Raw genomic sequence first — 15,669 nt, forward strand, 5'->3', positions numbered from 1 at the left:
TGGAGCTGGTGGAACTGATCCGCGGCATCGCCACCGACGATGCGACCTTCGAGGCGTCCAAGGAATTCGTCGCCAAACTTGGCAAGCAAGTCGCTGTCTCCGAGGATTTCCCGGCCTTCATCGTAAACCGCATCTTGCTGCCGATGATCAATGAGGCGATCTACACGCTGTATGAAGGCGTCGGCAATGTCGAGGCGATCGACGCGGCGATGAAGCTCGGGGCGCACCATCCGATGGGTCCGCTGGAGCTTGCCGATTTCATCGGTCTCGACACCTGCCTGTCGATCATGCAGGTGCTGCATGAGGGCCTCGCCGACTCCAAGTATCGCCCTTGCCCGCTACTGGTGAAATACGTCGAGGCCGGCTGGCTCGGCCGCAAGACCCAACGCGGCTTTTACGACTACCGCGGCGCCAAGCCGGTTCCGACGCGCTAAGACGGCGGTGCCGTAGGGTGGGCAAGGCGGAGCGTGCCCACGCATGTTTCGCAAATCGAAAGAGGTGGTGGGGACGGCGCAAGTGCGCCTTTGCCCACCCTACGGCACCTTGGCCCGGGGGCGACCGTGTGACAATTCATGTCCCGTTAACCCCTCGCGCCTAGGTTACGGCCCGTACGAGGGTCTACGTAATGGACATGATGGCGATGGTCAGCACCATGCTGGCCTCTCAGCAGGGCGCACTGCAGTCGAACATCGCGGCGACGCTGACGAAGCAGAACATGGACATGGAGAAATCCACCGTCCTGACGCTGCTGGGCGCAGGTCAGCCATCCCTTGCCAATGTCGGCCCCGGCGTCGGCGGCAACCTCAACGTCACAGCCTGAACTTCCCTAGAGCGATGCGGCAGCCGGACCTAACGCGGCCCGGATCAGCTTGAGCGCATCGTCGCTCGCCCATTCGGCCGGCCCCGCGATCGTCGCGATCTCGCAGCCCTGCGGATCGACCAGCACCGAGGTCGGCATGCCCAGGGCCCGGCCTATCGCCTTAAGGTCTTGGAAAACCTTGGCTTTCTGGTCGGTGAAATAGCCGAGCCGGGTCAGATTGGCGTCCTTCAGGAAATTCTTCGGCTTCTCGGGGTCGCGGGTGTCGATATTGATCGCCACCACCTCGAAGTCAGGGCCCGACAGCTTGGCCTGGAGTTGGTCCAGCGCCGGCATCTCTTTCCGGCAGGGCACGCACCATGTGGCCCACAGGTTGACCAGCACGGTCTTGCCGCGGAAATCCGACAGCTTCCTCGGCTTGCCGTCGGCGTCCTCAAAAGTGAGGTCCGGCAGCTTCAGGGGGGCACTCGCCACGGTCAGCGCGGCAACCTCGCCATGAGCAAGCGGCGCGAGCTTCTGGGCCCTGGTCACTGCCGGTTTGCAGGCCGGATCGCCTGACGGAGCCCGGTTCAGGCCGAGCCCATACAGCGCGGCGAAGCCGGCCAGCCCACCGACCACAACGGTGGCGATGACGATGGGGATCCGGCGCGTGGCGGAGGGCTTCTGGTCGAGCATATCGTTTGTCATTCGGTCGCAGATATGGCTATCAGGGGCCTCTTAATACGGCTGGCATCAGTCAGCAAACATGCGGCAAAGCAAGGCGTGAGCAGGGGATCATGAGCAACAAGATGTGGGGCGGCCGGTTCTCGGAGCGTCCCGATGAGATCATGGAAGAGATCAACGTCTCCATCGACGTCGATCGTCACCTCTTCGCCCAGGACATTGCCGCGTCCAAGGCTCACGCCGCGATGTTGGCCGCGAACGGCATCATCACGGCCTCTGATGCGAAAAATATCGGCAAGGGTCTAGACACGATTTTGTCAGAGATTGGCAAGGGCGGCTTCGAGTTCAAGCGCGCGCTCGAGGACATCCATATGAATGTCGAGAGCCGCCTGTCGGAGCTGATCGGCCCCGCGGCCGGCCGCCTGCACACCGCGCGGTCGCGCAACGACCAGATCGCGACCGACTTCCGTCTCTATGTCCGCGACGTCGTCGACGAGACCGATGCGGCGCTTGCCGCGTTCCAGCAGGCGCTGGTGGCGCGCGCGCTGGAGCATGCCGGAACCGTGATGCCCGGTTTCACCCATCTGCAGACCGCGCAGCCCGTCACTTTCGGCCATCACCTGCTCGCCTATGTCGAGATGGCTGCGCGCGATCGCGGCCGTTTCCAGGATGCGCGCAAGCGGCTCAATGAATCCCCGCTTGGCGCCGCCGCGCTTGCCGGCACCTCGTTCCCGATCGACCGGCACGCTACCGCGAAGGCGCTGGCCTTCGATCGTCCGATGGCGAACTCGCTCGACGCTGTCTCCGATCGCGACTTCGTGCTGGAGACGCTGTCGGCGGCCTCGATCTGCGCCGTGCACATGTCGCGCTTTGCCGAGGAGATCGTGATCTGGACCTCGCCGTTGGTCGGCATGATCCGCCTCAGCGACAAGTTCACCACCGGCTCCTCGATCATGCCGCAGAAGCGCAATCCCGATGCCGCTGAGCTCGTGCGCGCCAAGACCGGCCGCGTCATCGGGGCCCTCAACGGCCTCCTGATCGTGATGAAAGGGCTGCCGCTCGCCTATCAAAAGGACATGCAGGAGGACAAGCAGGGCGCCATGGAAGGCTTTGCCGCGCTGTCGCTTGCGATCCGCGCCATGACCGGCATGGTCCGCGACCTCGTGCCTGACAAAGCCAGGATGAAGGCGGCCGCTGGCGAGGGCTATGCCACCGCGACCGATCTCGCCGACTGGCTGGTGCGGACCCTGAAGATGCCGTTCCGCGAGGCCCATCACGTCACTGGCCGCATCGTCGCCAAGGCCGCGAGCGACGGCGTGGCGCTGCATGAGCTGCCGCTGAAGGAGATGCAGGCGATCGAGCCCAGGATGACCAAGGACGTGCTCGGCGTGCTCTCGGTCGAATCGTCGGTCAAGAGCCGCACCAGCTACGGCGGCACCGCGCCGAAGAACGTGACATCGCAGGCCAAGGCCTGGGCCAAGCGGCTGGAAAAAGAGCGAAAATTGGGCTGAGGGCCGAAAATTCGCCGGCCTTCCGTGGCCTTCCGGCACTCGCCAGCGGGGGCCAACCTCTGTATGGTGCGGCCGCATATTGGGGATTTCGTCGTGACGTCAAAGTTTCGCCCGGCCGGCTCGGGGTGGGCCATCATTGTCCTTAGCCTGACGGCGCTCGCGCTCGCCGGCTGCGGCCGAAGGGGCCCGCTCGACCTGCCGCCGACCGCCTCCAGCGCGTCCACGGCCAACGTCGCCGCGCCTGGCGATACCGAGACCGAGGCCCAGAAGACACCGAGCGTGTTCAATCCAACCTACGGCGCGGATGCTGCGCCGGCGGCGACCAAGGGCAGGAAAAAACCGTTTGTCCTCGACCCGCTCCTGGACGAACCTCCCGGCAAGCAATGAGCCGGGGCAACTGAGCCAACGCCATGAACCATTTCGACTATCGCAACGGCGTGCTGCACGCCGAGGCGGTGAACCTGTCCGAGCTGGCCGCGACGGTCGGCACGCCATTTTATTGCTATTCGACCGCGACGCTGGAGCGGCACTACCGCGTCTTTGCCGATGCCTTTGCCGGCGAGAAGGTGCTGGTCTGCTACGCCATGAAGGCGAACTCCAACCAGTCGGTGCTGCGCACGCTCGCCAAGCTTGGCGCCGGCGCCGACGTCGTCTCCGGCGGCGAATTGAAGCGCGCGCTCGCGGCCGGCATTCCCGCCAGCAAGATCGTGTTCTCCGGTGTAGGAAAGACGGAAACCGAACTGCGGGCGGCGCTCGCCGCCGACATCCTCTGCATCAATGTCGAATCCGAGCCCGAGCTCGAATTGCTGTCGCGCCTTGCAACCGAGATGGGCAAGACCGCGCGCATCTCCGTGCGCGTCAATCCCGACGTCGATGCGGGCACGCATGCGAAAATCTCGACCGGCAAGTCCGAGAACAAGTTCGGCATTCCGATCGTGCATGCGCGCGAAGTTTACGCCCGCGCGGCGAAGCTGCCCGGCATCGTGGTCACAGGCACCGACGTTCATATCGGCAGCCAGATTACCGACCTCTCCAAGATGGAGACGGCATTCCGCATTCTTTCCGAATTCGTGCAGACGTTGCGCGCCGACGGCCACAACATCAGCCACGTCGATTTTGGCGGCGGGCTCGGCATTCCCTATTACATGGATCGCGAGGCGCCGCCGGCGCCGGATGCGTATGCCGCCATGGTCAAGCGCGTCAGCCACAATCTCGGCTGCACGCTGATGTTCGAGCCGGGCCGCATGATCGTCGGCAATGCCGGCATCCTCGTCGCCAAGGTGATCTATGTGAAGCACGGCGACGGCAAGAACTTCGTCATCATCGACGCCGCGATGAATGACCTGATCCGTCCGACGCTGTATGAGGCCCATCACGACATCCTGCCGGTGATGGAGCCGGCGAAGGCGGCGCCCACCATCATGGCCGACGTCGTCGGTCCGGTCTGCGAGACCGGTGACTATCTCGCGCTCGACCGCACGCTGCCGACGCCGAAGCCGGGCGACCTCATCGCCATCATGACCGCGGGCGCCTATGGCGCCGTGCAGGCCGGCACCTACAACACCCGGCCGCTGGTGCCGGAGGTGCTGGTCAAGGGCGATCAATACGCAGTGGTCCGCCCGCGCATCGAGGTCGAGCAGTTGATCGCGATGGACACGCCGGCGCCGTGGCTGTGAGCAATTGATCGTAGCCCGGATGGAGCGTAGCGAAATCCGGGGTTCTCGCCCGCCGCAACAATCCCGGATTACGCTACGCTCCATCCGGGCTACCGGAGCAGTTGTGAGGCGCTACTTCCCCGCCAATCCGCCCGTCTTCCCGCCAACCACCACGCCCGCCTTCTTCTCGATCGGCTTGATCGCCGCGGTGAAATCGGACTCGGCGCCTTCCGCGGCGATCACGGTCTCCCAGAGACGCCCGACCGCATCCGCGACCTCCATCGACAGCCCGAGCTGTTTCATCTCCTCCAGCGCCAGCCGCACGTCCTTCACCATCAATCCGGTGGCGAAGCCGAAGTCGAAGCTGCGCGGCAGCACCGCGCGCGGAAACTTGTCGCGGCTCGCCGTGTTCATGCCCGAGCCCGCATTGATGACGTCGATCATCACGGCGGGATCGAGCCCGGCCTTGACGCCCATCACCACGGCCTCCGAGGTCGCCACGATCGCGGTTGCCGAGAGGAAATTGTTGGCGAGCTTCATGGTCTGCGCCGCGCCCGGCTTCTCGCCGATGAAGAACACCTTTCCGATCACGTCGAGAACAGGCTTGAGCAGTTCGAACTCTGCCTTCGGCCCTGAGACCATCACCGCCAGCGTGCCCTTCTCGGCGCCGCCGACGCCGCCGGAGACGGGGCAGTCGATCTGCACGATGTTGCGCCTGGCCAGCAGGCCGTGAATTTTCGCAGCCATGTGCGAGCCGACCGTCGACAGGTCGATGAAGCGTTTTGCCCGGCTGCCCTCGATCACGCCGTTCGCGCCGGTGGCGACCTCGAGCGAGGCCTTCAGCGACGGCAGGCTTGCCATCACGGTCTCGACCTTGTCGGCGACATCCTTCGGCGACGACGCGGCAGCGGCGCCACGCGCCACCAGCCTGTCGACGGCCTCCGTGCGGGTGTCGTACACGACAAGCTTGTGGCCGGCCTCGATCAGCCTCCGTGCCATCGGGAAACCCATGTTTCCAAGCCCGATGAATCCGATGTCCATGGTGTCATTTCCTTCCCGTCGTCATTGCGAGCGCAGCGAAGCAATCCAGTCTGTCTCTGCGGAGGGATTCTGGATTGCTTCGCTGCGCTCGCAATGACAGTGCACTAGGTTGAATGCTGTTTGTTGGCCTCACGCCTTCCCATCGATCTCCGCGAACACCTCGCGCGCGATGCGGAAGCTGTCGACGGCGGCCGGCATGCCGCCATAGATCGCGACCTGCATCAGGATCTCGCGGATCTCGTCGCGGGTGACGCCGTTGGTGAGCGCGCCTTTCAGATGCGCGCGGAATTCGTGCTGGCGGTTGAGAATCGCGATCATCGCGATGTTGAGCATGCTGCGGGTCTTGCGCGGCAACTCCTCGCGGCCCCACACCGTGCCCCAGCAGTATTCGTTGAGCATCGCCTGGAACGGACGGTTGAAGTCGTCGACGTTTTTCAGCGCGTTGTTGACATAGGCCTCGCCCAGCACCGCTTTGCGGACCTCCAGGCCCTTGTCATGCATCTTCTTGTCCATGGTGTTTCCTTTGGCGTTTCCTTCGTTTCCCTCAGGCGGCGCCGCGGAAATTACGGGGTTGCCCCTCGCCAGTCACGTCCTCGTGTTATGCGGGAAAAGGGGTGTCTCCCGTACAGGAACGGATGCCTCACTGCCGCCGTTGTGGTACGCTCCACTCCGCCGGGTAACCTGGAGAGTTGATTGAACGGCGTCACCCCCGACCCGTCAGACCCGATCCGTGATGGCGATGCTCTGTCGCGGCTGAAGCTGGCGCAGGCCCTTGAGCGGTCCACCTATGCCATCGCGTGGGAGCGAGTCTGGCCGGGTTTGGCGCGTGTTCTCACCGTTGTCGGCCTGTTTCTGGTGGTGTCCTGGGCCGGTCTCTGGTTGGCGCTGCCCTTCGTCGCCCGCGCCATCGGCCTCGTCATTTTCGCAGGGCTGGCGGTTGCCGTCCTGTTCCCGCTGATTCGGTTTCGCTGGCCGAGCCGCGCAGAGGCGCTCGCCCGCCTCGACCGCGGTTCGGGCATTCGCCATCGTCCGGCCACTACGCTCACGGACACGCTGACCTCGCAGGATCCGGTTGCACTGGCGCTGTGGCAGGCGCAACGCGAGCGCACGCTGGCCTCGCTGAAGCGCATCCGCGCCGGTCTGCCGCACCCGCGCCTGGCCATCCACGACCCCTGGGCGCTGCGCGCGCTGGTGATGGTGATGCTGGTCGCGACCTTCTTCGCGGCCGGCGACGAGCGCGCGATGCGGTTAGGGGCGGCGTTCGACTGGAACGGCGTGCTGGCGCCGACCAATATCCGCGTCGACGCCTGGGTCACCCCGCCGCTCTACACCGGAAAGCCGCCGGTGATCCTGTCGGCCGCCAACAAGGAGGCGGCCGCGCTGCCAGCGAGCGGCCCGCTCGCCGTTCCCGCCGGTTCGACCCTGATCGTGCGCTCTTCCGGCGGCAGCCTGGATGTCGTGGTCTCCGGCGGCCTCAAGGAAGCCGAGCCCAAGGAAGCTGCCCCAAAGGGCACCAACGAAAAGCATTTCACCATCACCGGCGACGGCACCGCGCATGTCCGCGCGCCCTCGGGCCAGCCGCAATGGGCCTTTGCGGCGACGCCGGACCGTCCGCCGACGATCGCGCTCGCCAAGGATCCGGAGCGCCAGGCGCGCGGCGCGCTGCAGCTCGTCTACAAGATCGAGGACGATTACGGCGTCACCGGCGCCGAAGCGCAAGTTGCCGTGCGGCCCACCGAGAGCAAGGACGGCGATGCCAAGACCGCGGCGCGGCCGCTGTTCCAGCCGCCGCAGTTTCCGCTGGTGCTGCCGAACGCGCGCACCCGCAACGGCGTCGGCCAGACGGTGAAGGATCTCAGCGAAGATCCCTATGCCGGTGCCGATGTCAGGCTGACGCTCACCGCCAAGGATGAGGCCGGCAACGAGGCGCGAAGCGAGCCGTTCAACATGCGCCTGCCCGAGCGTCTCTTCACCAAGCCGCTCGCACGCGCGTTGATCGAGCAGCGCCGCATCCTCGCGCTCGACGCCAACAAGAACTCCGACGTCTACACCGCGCTCGATGCGCTGATGATCGCGCCGGAACTGTTCACGCAGGAGACCGGGCAATATCTCGGCCTCTACAGCGTCACCCGCCAGCTCGAGGCGGCGCGCACCGATGATGCGCTGCGCGAGGTGGTGGCGAGCCTGTGGGCCCTCGCGGTGACGATCGAGGACGGCAACATCTCCGATGTCGAGAAGGCGCTCCGCGCAGCGCAGGACGCGCTGAAGCAGGCGCTGGACCGCGGCGCCAGCGACGAGGAGATCAAGAAGCTCACGCAGGACCTGAGGGCGGCGCTGGACAATTTCATGCGCCAGCTTGCCGAGCAGTTCCGCAACAACAAGGATGCGCAAAATCTCGCGCGTCCGCTCGATCCCAACACCAAGATCCTGCGCCAGCAGGACCTGCAGAACATGATCGACCGCATGGAGCGCCTGTCACGCTCGGGCGACAAGGATGCGGCCAAGCAGCTGCTCGACCAGCTTCAGCAGATGCTGGAGGGCCTCCAGATGGCGCAGCCGGGGCAGTCCGGCGAGAGTGACATGGAGCAGGCGCTCAACGAGCTCGGCGACATGATCCGCAAGCAGCAGCAATTGCGCGACAAGACCTACAAGCAGGGCCAGGATTCCCGGCGCGATCGTATGCGCGGCAAGCAGCAGCAGGGCGACCAGTCGATGTCGGATCTGCAGCAGGACCAGCAGGCGCTGCGCGATCGCTTGAAGAAGCTCCAGGATGAAATGGCCAAGCGCGGCCTCTCGCAGAAGGGTCAGAAAGGCCAGAAGGGACAAAAGGGCCAGGAAGGCCAGCAAGGCGACCAGGCGCAGTCCGGTCAGGACGGCGATCAGGATGCCGACCAGGGTGATGATGATGGCGGGCTCGATTCCGCCGACAACGCCATGGGTGATGCGGGCTCGAAGCTGGGCGAAGGCAATGCTGACGGCGCGGTCGATTCCCAGGGCAAGGCGCTGGACGCGATGCGCAAGGGTGCGCAGAAGATGGCCGAGGCGATGCAGCAGGGTGACGGCGATGGCCAGGGCGATGGTCCCGGCAACCGTGCCGGTCGCCAGCAAAGCGGCGGCAACCAGACCGACCCGCTCGGCCGTCCGCTGCGTGGCCACGAATATGGCGACGATTACACGGTCAGGATCCCCGGCGAGATCGACGTCCAGCGCGTCCGCCGCATTCTGGAAGAACTCCGCCGCCGCCTCGGCGACCCCTCGCGCCCGCAGATCGAGCTCGATTATATCGAGCGGCTGCTGAAGGATTTTTGAGGGCAGTCCACCACAATCTCGCTGTCATCGCCCGACTTGATCGGGCGATCCAGTATCCCAGAGACGGTTGTGATTCCTCGATAGGCCGCGGCGTACTGGATGCCCCGGTCAAGCCGGGGCATGACAGCGGAATGTTCGGCGAAACTCGTCGCTACCCCTTCTTCGCCGCGAGCGCATCCGCCACCGCCGTGCGGATATCCGCGACCGAGAACGGCTTGGTCACGACGTCGTGCACCAGCGCATTCAAATTCGAGGCGCGCTCGCGCTGGTCGGCAAAGCCCGTCATCAGGAGAATGGTCAATTGCGGAAAGTCGCGCGCGGCGGAGAGGGCGAGCGCGATGCCGTCCATGACCGGCATCTGGATATCGGTGAGCAACAGATCGAACGCGCCGTCCTCGCGGGTCAGGATCTCCAGCGCTTCGGCGCCGTCCTGCGCGGTGACGATTTCGTGGCCGTCCATGGCGATGGCGCGCGCCACCAGCTGGCGCATCGAATCCTCGTCGTCGGCGATCAACACTTTTGGCATGAGACGATCCTTGGGACCAACCCTCCCGTGCGGACTCTACAAGGCCTGACTATACGCTAACCGCCGGCGATGTCGCGCCGGTTGAAGAAGCGAACGTCGATATTGCGGCCTTCCGGCGGCGGCGAGGCGAGGCGCGAGCGGAAGAAGGCGCGTTCGCCGGGTTGCAGCACGGTCTGCTCCAGCACCGAATTCCAGGCGTAGATCTCGGCGCCCTGCGCGTCGCGCACCGCAAAGCGCAGGCGCGGTATGTCGAGCGGCTTCTTGCCCTGGCCGACGATCACGCCCTCGATGACCAGCACCTGCTTACCGTCCACGGTCTCGGTCGAGAGCTTGACGTCCTTGAAGGCGAGCCCGCGCAGGTTCACCTCCAGCCCGACCAGCCTGTAGAAGGCCGCGGTCTGCGGCAGCAGGCGGACCATGTCGCCGCGCCAGATCACCAGGGCCAGCACCAGCGCGCCCATGGCAGCGCAGGCGACCGGCAGGCCGTAATAGGATCTGCGCGGGGCAACAATGGGCGTCGGCCGGCTCACTTTGGCGCCGCGACGGCTGAACAGGCCGCGGAACCAGGATTGATGCTGGGCCCCGACGACTTCTTCTTCCACGGCCCGAGCCGCCGCGGACCATTCGTCCTCAGCCTCGGCGGCATCCTCCGTCGGCCAGTCGCTGGCGATCGAGGGACTGTCGACCACGGGCGTCTCGGCGGCGTTATCGTCCTGGGCGTAAGTGTTCCACTGCTCGGCGAGGTCGGACTGGTCGTCGGCCTGGCGGGCTGCGGCCATGGCCGGCACAGCGGCCTCCTCGACGGCGTCCTCGGGATGGGCGATCCAGGTTTTCTTGCAGCGGGAGCAGCGGACCGTCCGCCCGTTGGTGCCCAGGCTCGCAAGCTTGATGGCGTAGGATGTCATACAATGGGGGCAGACGATATGCATGGACGGCCTCGACAATGACCTTGGCGCGGGGGAACCCGGCGCCAGGATTCTCCTGGGACAAGGTTCGCCCGAGAAGGGACTTCTAAGAATGCTGCCCGAGATGCTACAGGGCGACCGTTAACGAACCGGAAACCATAACGGTCGCACAACCCCTTGATCGCATGCGGCGAAGCCTCGCTGGCGATGCGGCTACGTCCCCTCGAACGGAGCTGAGCTTTGGTTCGGTTCGAAAATGTCGGATTGCGTTACGGTCTGGGGCCGGAGATCCTGCGCGACCTCAGTTTCCAGATCCCGGCGCATTCCTTCCAGTTCCTCACCGGGCCGTCCGGCGCCGGCAAGACGTCGCTGCTGCGCCTGTTGTTCCTGTCGCACCGGCCGACGCGCGGCCTCGTCAATCTGTTCGGCCACGACATCTCCACGCTCGGCAAGGACGAGATCGCGGATTTGCGCAAGCGCATCGGCATCGTGCTGCAGGACTTCCGCCTGCTCGACCACATGACGACCTATGAGAACGTGGCGCTGCCGTTCCGCGTCATGGGCCGCAGCGAATCCAGCTATCGCAAGGAGGTCATCGACCTCTTGCGCTGGGTCGGTCTCGGTGACCGCATGGATGCGCTGCCGCCGATCCTGTCGGGAGGCGAGAAGCAGCGCGCGGCGATCGCGCGCGCGGTGATCTCGCGGCCGCAGCTTCTGCTCGCGGACGAGCCGACCGGCAGCGTCGATCCGACGCTCGGGCGGCGCCTGCTGCGGCTCTTCATCGAGCTCAACAAGTCAGGCACCGCCGTCATCATCGCGACCCACGATATTGCGCTGATGGATCAGTATGAAGCGCGCCGCTTCGTGCTGCATCAGGGACGGCTGCACGTCTATGAGTAGGCCAGATGAGCGCGGCGTGTTGGTCGACCTCGGACAGGAGCGTCCGCCGCTGCCGGCCAAGGCGCGCAATACCTCGCCGATCGTGCCGCGCGCCTCGATCCATGGCCGTGCGCTGGTCGCCGTCGTCGCCATCATGACTTTTCTCGCCTCGATGACAACGGGCGCGGTGCTCCTGGTGAGCGCTTCGGCTGCGGAATGGCAGTCCGATGTCGCCAGCGAAATCACCATCCAGGTCCGCCCGCAATCGGGACGCGACATCGAGCGCGACACGGCCGCCGTCACCGAGGCGATGCGCGCGCAACCCGGTATTGTCGAGGTCAAGCCGTTCACCAAGGACGAAAGCGGCAAGCTGCTTGAGCCCTGGCTCGGCACCGGCCTGTCGATGGACGATCTGCCGGTGCCGCGCATGATCATCGCGCGCGTGCAGCCGGGCACGGCGCTCGACCTCGGCAGCTTGCGTGCGCGCGTGACGCAAGTGGCGCCGAGCGCCAGCGTCGACGATCATCGCGCCTGGATCGAACGGATGCGCTCGATGACCAACGCCACCGTGCTGGCCGGCATCGGCATTCTTGCACTCGTCATCATCGCAACCATCATCTCGGTCTCGTTCGCAACCCGCGGCGCAATGGCAGCGAACCGGCCGATCGTCGAAGTGCTGCATTTCGTCGGCGCCGGCGACCGCTACATCGCCAATCATTTCCTGCGGCATTTTCTCCGGCTCGGCCTCGAAGGCGGCGTCATCGGCGGCGGCATCGCCATGCTGCTGTTCGGCTTCTCCGAGTCGATCGCCGGCTGGTTTTCCGGCACCCCCGTCGGCGACCAGTTCGCGGCGCTGCTCGGCACCTTCTCGCTGCGGCCGTCAGGCTATGTCGTGCTCGCGGTGCAGGCCGTGTTGATCGGCGCAATCACCGCGGTCGCCTCGCGCCAGACCCTGTTCGCGACGCTGAATGACGTGGATTGAGCCCGACAAACCGGACTCCACTTCGCCTCAAAACGTCTTAAAATCATCCGGGGAAGGGATCACCGACATCACATGACCTCGCCGACCGACGATCGATCGCCGAAACTGCCGCGCGGCTGGCTCCGTGCGACCGTGGTGTCGACGATCGCGTTCGCCTTTGTCGGCGCGGCGGCGGGCTTCGTCGCCTTCCTGTCGCAATTGCGCGGCGCCGAGATCGCACCCGATCGCAAGGCTGACGGCATCGTGGTCCTCACCGGCGGCTCCTCGCGCGTCTCGGACGCGATGGAGCTGCTCGCGGCGGGCTACGGCAAGCGGCTCCTGATCTCGGGCGTGCACCCGACCTCGACCGCGAGCGATATCTCCCGGACCCTGCCGGAGAACCAGTCCTTCATGACCTGCTGCGTCGATCTCGACCGCACCGCGCTCACGACGCGCGGCAACGCGGCGGAGGCGCGGCGCTGGGCCCAGGGGCGCGGCTTCAAATCGTTGATCGTGGTCACCTCGAATTACCACATGCCCCGCGCGCTCGTGGAATTCTCGCATGCGATGCCGGAGACCACGCTGGTCCCATTCGCCGTGGTCGGTGACAAATGGCGCGAGGAGCCGTGGTGGACCTCGGCCTCGACGCTGCGGCTGCTGTTGTCCGAATATGTCAAGTACATCGCGGCCGAGGTGAGGGTACGGCTGGAAGATTTCGGGATTGACCTTTCGCCCGAGATGTCGGAGCAGCCTCTTGGTCTGCAATCCAGGCGGCCCGCCACCGCTCAGGCCAATTGATTGGATTCCTGATGTTCCTGATTTTCCTTCGCTCGCTGCTGTTCAACGTGCTGTTCTACACCGTGCTGGTGTGCCTTGCGATCGTGGCGCTACCGACCTTCGCGTTGCCGCCGCGCGCCATGCTGACGGTTGCGCAATGGTGGGCGAAGGCGACGCTTGTCCTGATGCGCGTGGTCTGCAACATCAAGGTCGAATTCCGCGGCGTCGAGAAGATTCCGCAAGGGCCGCTGGTGATCGTCGCGAAGCACCAATCGTTCTGGGAGACCTTCGTGCTGCCGGGCTTCTTTGATCGCCCGATCTTCATCCTCAAGCGCCAGCTGATGCAGATTCCGGTGTTCGGTCAGTTTCTGGTCAAGACAGGCATGATTGCGATCGATCGCAAAGCCGGCGTGAAGGCGCTGCTCGACATGACGCGGCGCGCGCGCGAGGCGGTGCGCGCCGGCGGCCAGCTCGTCATCTTTCCGGAAGGCACGCGCCGCGCGCCCGGGGCGCCGCCGGATTACAAGACCGGCTTTGCGCAGATCTATTCATCCTGCGGCGTGCAGTGCCTGCCGATCGCGCTCAATTCCGGCCTGTTCTGGCCGCGCCGCACCTTCATGCGTTATCCCGGCACTCTGGTCGTCGAGTTCCTCGATCCGCTGCCGCCGGGCCTGCCCAAGGATGAGTTTCTCTCGCGCGTGCAAACCGTGATCGAGGATGCGACCAGCCGCATCGTCGAAGCCGGTCGGAAAGAGCAGGAGCGGTTGATCGGCAGCTCGCCGAGCTACGGGGCCTCGGGCAGCTAGATCGCCTTTTGTGTCGTCGCCGACGGCTTGTTCCCCTAGCCGCCCTCGCGCAAGACTTTCGGCAAGCAGATTGGCTGTTTCGTCGATCGGGAGCGCGACCGCGTCAGTGCGACGAGATGCGAACGAGAAAAAGCAACGACCAGCGAGCGCAGAATTTCTGCGCTCTGATTCCTCGGTCCAGGAACGGTCGGCCGAACTCAGTTGGTGGCGAAACAGTAAAACAAACCCGCTCCACCGACGCGCTGCAAGTTCGCCGGGGAACAACCCGGCGTCTTGTGCGAATAGTTCCAGAAATTCGGACCCTGAGTGTTGCCGATCAGGTCATGGTGTCCGACGATCGCGCTACCCTGTCCGTCAGTGCTGTTGGTCCAGTTACTGCAGGTCGCGTCTGCGCCCGGAATGGCCGTGCCATCGTGTTGTGTGCCGGTGAGCATGTCATGTTGATTGGGAGTGTCGCTGCGGCCCTTGACCGTCATGCCCTTCTCGTCGAGGGCGGTCTCTTTGTTGATCTTGTTATTGTCACTGTGCAGGTCGGCCACGCTTGCCGCGATCTGTGTACCCTTGGCATTGGACCAGGGACCGCTCCCGATCCGGTCTTTGGCGTTGATCGCATTCGGCCCCTGCGTCGAAAGATAGGCGTGCCAGGTTTTGCCGCCCGCGCCTGCGGCCTCGGCGAGGGTCTGGCAATGTCGATCGGCGCCGTCGATCCCACCGAGGTCCCCGCCCTTGCCGAGCCCCACACTGGTTATGAAGAAGCCCATGCTGCTTTGCTGGGCTTGCGCCGGTCCCGGCACACCCGACGTCAACAAGACCAGGGACGAGAGTACAGCCAAATTCGCTATCTGAGCCATGCGGTTGGTCCTTCCCAGTGAGGACTGTCGCCCCCACGATCATGCGTCGCAACAACACTGCTAAAACCGGGTATCCCGGCATTCGCCAAAACCCATTATACGATCAGATGATCCATAATCACACATCGTCCTTCCTAAACGCGGAGGAGAGGTCGTGGGCTGCACGGCCGTAGCGCATGCCCCCGTCGCAGAGGGATTAAAGTGATTGCGCCCCTGGGCAGGGTTTCGTGAGCGGCAACATGTTCAGAGCATGTCTGGCCTGCGCTTTAGTGACCGTGCCTCGCTCGGAGCCTGAACGTGCGACGAATGCGCCTCGCCATGCAGCATCATCGCGAGCTGATGCAATTGCTTGTCGCGAAAGCCTTCGGCTTCGATCGCCTTCACGGTCGCGGTGACATAGTCGCGGTTGGCCCCGGATTGGCCGTGGCCTTGGAGCACGTGGCGGTGCTGCTCTGTGAGCGAGAGCCGGCCGGCATATTGCACATGACCGCGGTCGACGACATAAGCGAGCGCGCTGACGCGCTGTCGCGCATCGTTCTCCAGCCACACCGAGCGCATCACCTCGCGGTAGACCGACGTTACCTGCTCGCGCGCGCGCAAGTAAGCAACCACGTCGGCGCGGTTCTTTTCGGCGACACGGAACGCGATGCCGCGGCAGGCGCCGCCGCGGTCGAGCCCCAGCACAAGGCCCGGCTGCTCCGGCGTGCCGCGATGCACGAAGGAATAGACGCAGAGCGCGCGGTGCTCGCCGACCAGCCGCGCCGGGACGCGCTCCTCGAATTCGAAGCCCGGCCGCCACATCAGCGATCCGTAGCCGAACACCCAGAGGTCGCCCTTGGCTGACGTGACGGTGGGATGGATGATTTCCGACATTTCGGGCACGGCTACCAGAACCCGGCTCCGAAGCGAAGTCATTTCTCCGCCTTTTGTCGAGGACCAACCTCGCTTACATTTGACAAAATCTGGGG

The 15,669-nt window shown here is 65.0% G+C and carries 17 protein-coding genes; 10 read left to right on the top strand and 7 right to left on the bottom strand.

Annotated elements, in window-relative coordinates:
* A partial coding sequence (locus HYH07_RS09605; RefSeq protein ID WP_228749353.1) for a 3-hydroxyacyl-CoA dehydrogenase family protein occupies positions 1-434 on the top strand: 434 nt, incomplete at its 5' end.
* Between the two features lie 191 nt (positions 435-625).
* Complete coding sequence (locus HYH07_RS09610; protein WP_057746679.1) at positions 626-820, top strand: putative motility protein; 195 nt, start codon at positions 626-628, stop codon at positions 818-820.
* Between the two features lie 6 nt (positions 821-826).
* Here HYH07_RS09610 and tlpA read toward each other — a convergent pair whose 3' ends face one another.
* On the bottom strand, positions 827-1,492 hold the full coding sequence (gene tlpA / locus HYH07_RS09615; RefSeq protein WP_220002489.1) for a thiol:disulfide interchange protein TlpA: 666 nt from the start codon (positions 1,490-1,492) through the stop codon (positions 827-829).
* Positions 1,493-1,593: 101 nt separating this feature from the next.
* Here tlpA and argH point away from each other — a divergent pair, with 101 nt between their 5' ends.
* From argH to lysA, 3 genes are all read left to right on the top strand, one after another.
* On the top strand, positions 1,594-2,991 hold the full coding sequence (argH, locus tag HYH07_RS09620) for an argininosuccinate lyase (RefSeq protein WP_220002273.1): 1,398 nt from the start codon (positions 1,594-1,596) through the stop codon (positions 2,989-2,991).
* Positions 2,992-3,084: 93 nt separating this feature from the next.
* Positions 3,085-3,378, top strand: coding sequence for an LPS translocon maturation chaperone LptM (gene lptM / locus HYH07_RS09625; protein ID WP_220002274.1), 294 nt, complete (start codon positions 3,085-3,087; stop codon positions 3,376-3,378).
* Positions 3,379-3,401: 23 nt separating this feature from the next.
* Positions 3,402-4,667 (top strand): diaminopimelate decarboxylase, encoded by a 1,266-nt coding sequence (gene lysA, locus HYH07_RS09630; protein WP_220002275.1) that lies wholly within the window; start codon positions 3,402-3,404, stop codon positions 4,665-4,667.
* A 111-nt stretch (positions 4,668-4,778) separates the two neighbouring features.
* On the opposite strand, the gene HYH07_RS09635 is transcribed toward lysA, so the two are convergent.
* Together HYH07_RS09635 and HYH07_RS09640 are read right to left on the bottom strand one after the other, a co-directional pair.
* Positions 4,779-5,687, bottom strand: a complete 909-nt coding sequence (locus HYH07_RS09635) for an NAD(P)-dependent oxidoreductase (RefSeq protein ID WP_220002276.1) — start codon at positions 5,685-5,687, stop codon at positions 4,779-4,781.
* Between the two features lie 129 nt (positions 5,688-5,816).
* Complete coding sequence (locus tag HYH07_RS09640) at positions 5,817-6,200, bottom strand: carboxymuconolactone decarboxylase family protein (RefSeq protein ID WP_220002277.1); 384 nt, start codon at positions 6,198-6,200, stop codon at positions 5,817-5,819.
* Between the two features lie 180 nt (positions 6,201-6,380).
* On the opposite strand from HYH07_RS09640, the gene HYH07_RS09645 reads away from it, so the two are divergent.
* On the top strand, positions 6,381-8,996 hold the full coding sequence (locus HYH07_RS09645) for a TIGR02302 family protein (protein ID WP_220002278.1): 2,616 nt from the start codon (positions 6,381-6,383) through the stop codon (positions 8,994-8,996).
* 151 nt (positions 8,997-9,147) lie between these two features.
* Here HYH07_RS09645 and HYH07_RS09650 read toward each other — a convergent pair whose 3' ends face one another.
* Together HYH07_RS09650 and HYH07_RS09655 are read right to left on the bottom strand one after the other, a co-directional pair.
* Positions 9,148-9,522, bottom strand: a complete 375-nt coding sequence (locus HYH07_RS09650; RefSeq protein WP_220002279.1) for a response regulator — start codon at positions 9,520-9,522, stop codon at positions 9,148-9,150.
* A gap of 56 nt (positions 9,523-9,578) precedes the next feature.
* Positions 9,579-10,451 (bottom strand): MJ0042-type zinc finger domain-containing protein, encoded by an 873-nt coding sequence (locus HYH07_RS09655; RefSeq protein WP_220002280.1) that lies wholly within the window; start codon positions 10,449-10,451, stop codon positions 9,579-9,581.
* Between the two features lie 216 nt (positions 10,452-10,667).
* Between HYH07_RS09655 and ftsE the strand changes: the two genes are divergently transcribed.
* The 4 genes from ftsE to HYH07_RS09675 all read left to right on the top strand — a co-directional run bounded on the left by ftsE (position 10,668) and on the right by HYH07_RS09675 (position 13,850).
* Positions 10,668-11,327, top strand: a complete 660-nt coding sequence (gene ftsE, locus HYH07_RS09660) for a cell division ATP-binding protein FtsE (protein WP_057746699.1) — start codon at positions 10,668-10,670, stop codon at positions 11,325-11,327.
* Complete coding sequence (locus tag HYH07_RS09665; protein WP_220002281.1) at positions 11,320-12,288, top strand: ABC transporter permease; 969 nt, start codon at positions 11,320-11,322, stop codon at positions 12,286-12,288. Before ftsE ends, HYH07_RS09665 begins: the two co-directional genes overlap by 8 nt.
* Before the next feature lie 72 nt (positions 12,289-12,360).
* Complete coding sequence (locus HYH07_RS09670; protein WP_057746705.1) at positions 12,361-13,065, top strand: YdcF family protein; 705 nt, start codon at positions 12,361-12,363, stop codon at positions 13,063-13,065.
* A gap of 11 nt (positions 13,066-13,076) precedes the next feature.
* Complete coding sequence (locus HYH07_RS09675; protein WP_220002282.1) at positions 13,077-13,850, top strand: 1-acyl-sn-glycerol-3-phosphate acyltransferase; 774 nt, start codon at positions 13,077-13,079, stop codon at positions 13,848-13,850.
* A gap of 197 nt (positions 13,851-14,047) precedes the next feature.
* On the opposite strand, the gene HYH07_RS09680 is transcribed toward HYH07_RS09675, so the two are convergent.
* Entirely contained in the window at positions 14,048-14,701 is a 654-nt protein-coding gene (locus tag HYH07_RS09680; protein WP_220002283.1) for a hypothetical protein, read from the bottom strand.
* Positions 14,702-14,944: 243 nt separating this feature from the next.
* Positions 14,945-15,574 (bottom strand): gamma-glutamylcyclotransferase, encoded by a 630-nt coding sequence (locus HYH07_RS09685; protein WP_220002490.1) that lies wholly within the window; start codon positions 15,572-15,574, stop codon positions 14,945-14,947.
* Positions 15,575-15,669: the final 95 nt, after the last annotated feature.

It is taken from the genome of Bradyrhizobium sp. BR 10261 (assembly GCF_019455395.1).
Lineage (GTDB): Bacteria > Pseudomonadota > Alphaproteobacteria > Rhizobiales > Xanthobacteraceae > Bradyrhizobium > Bradyrhizobium manausense.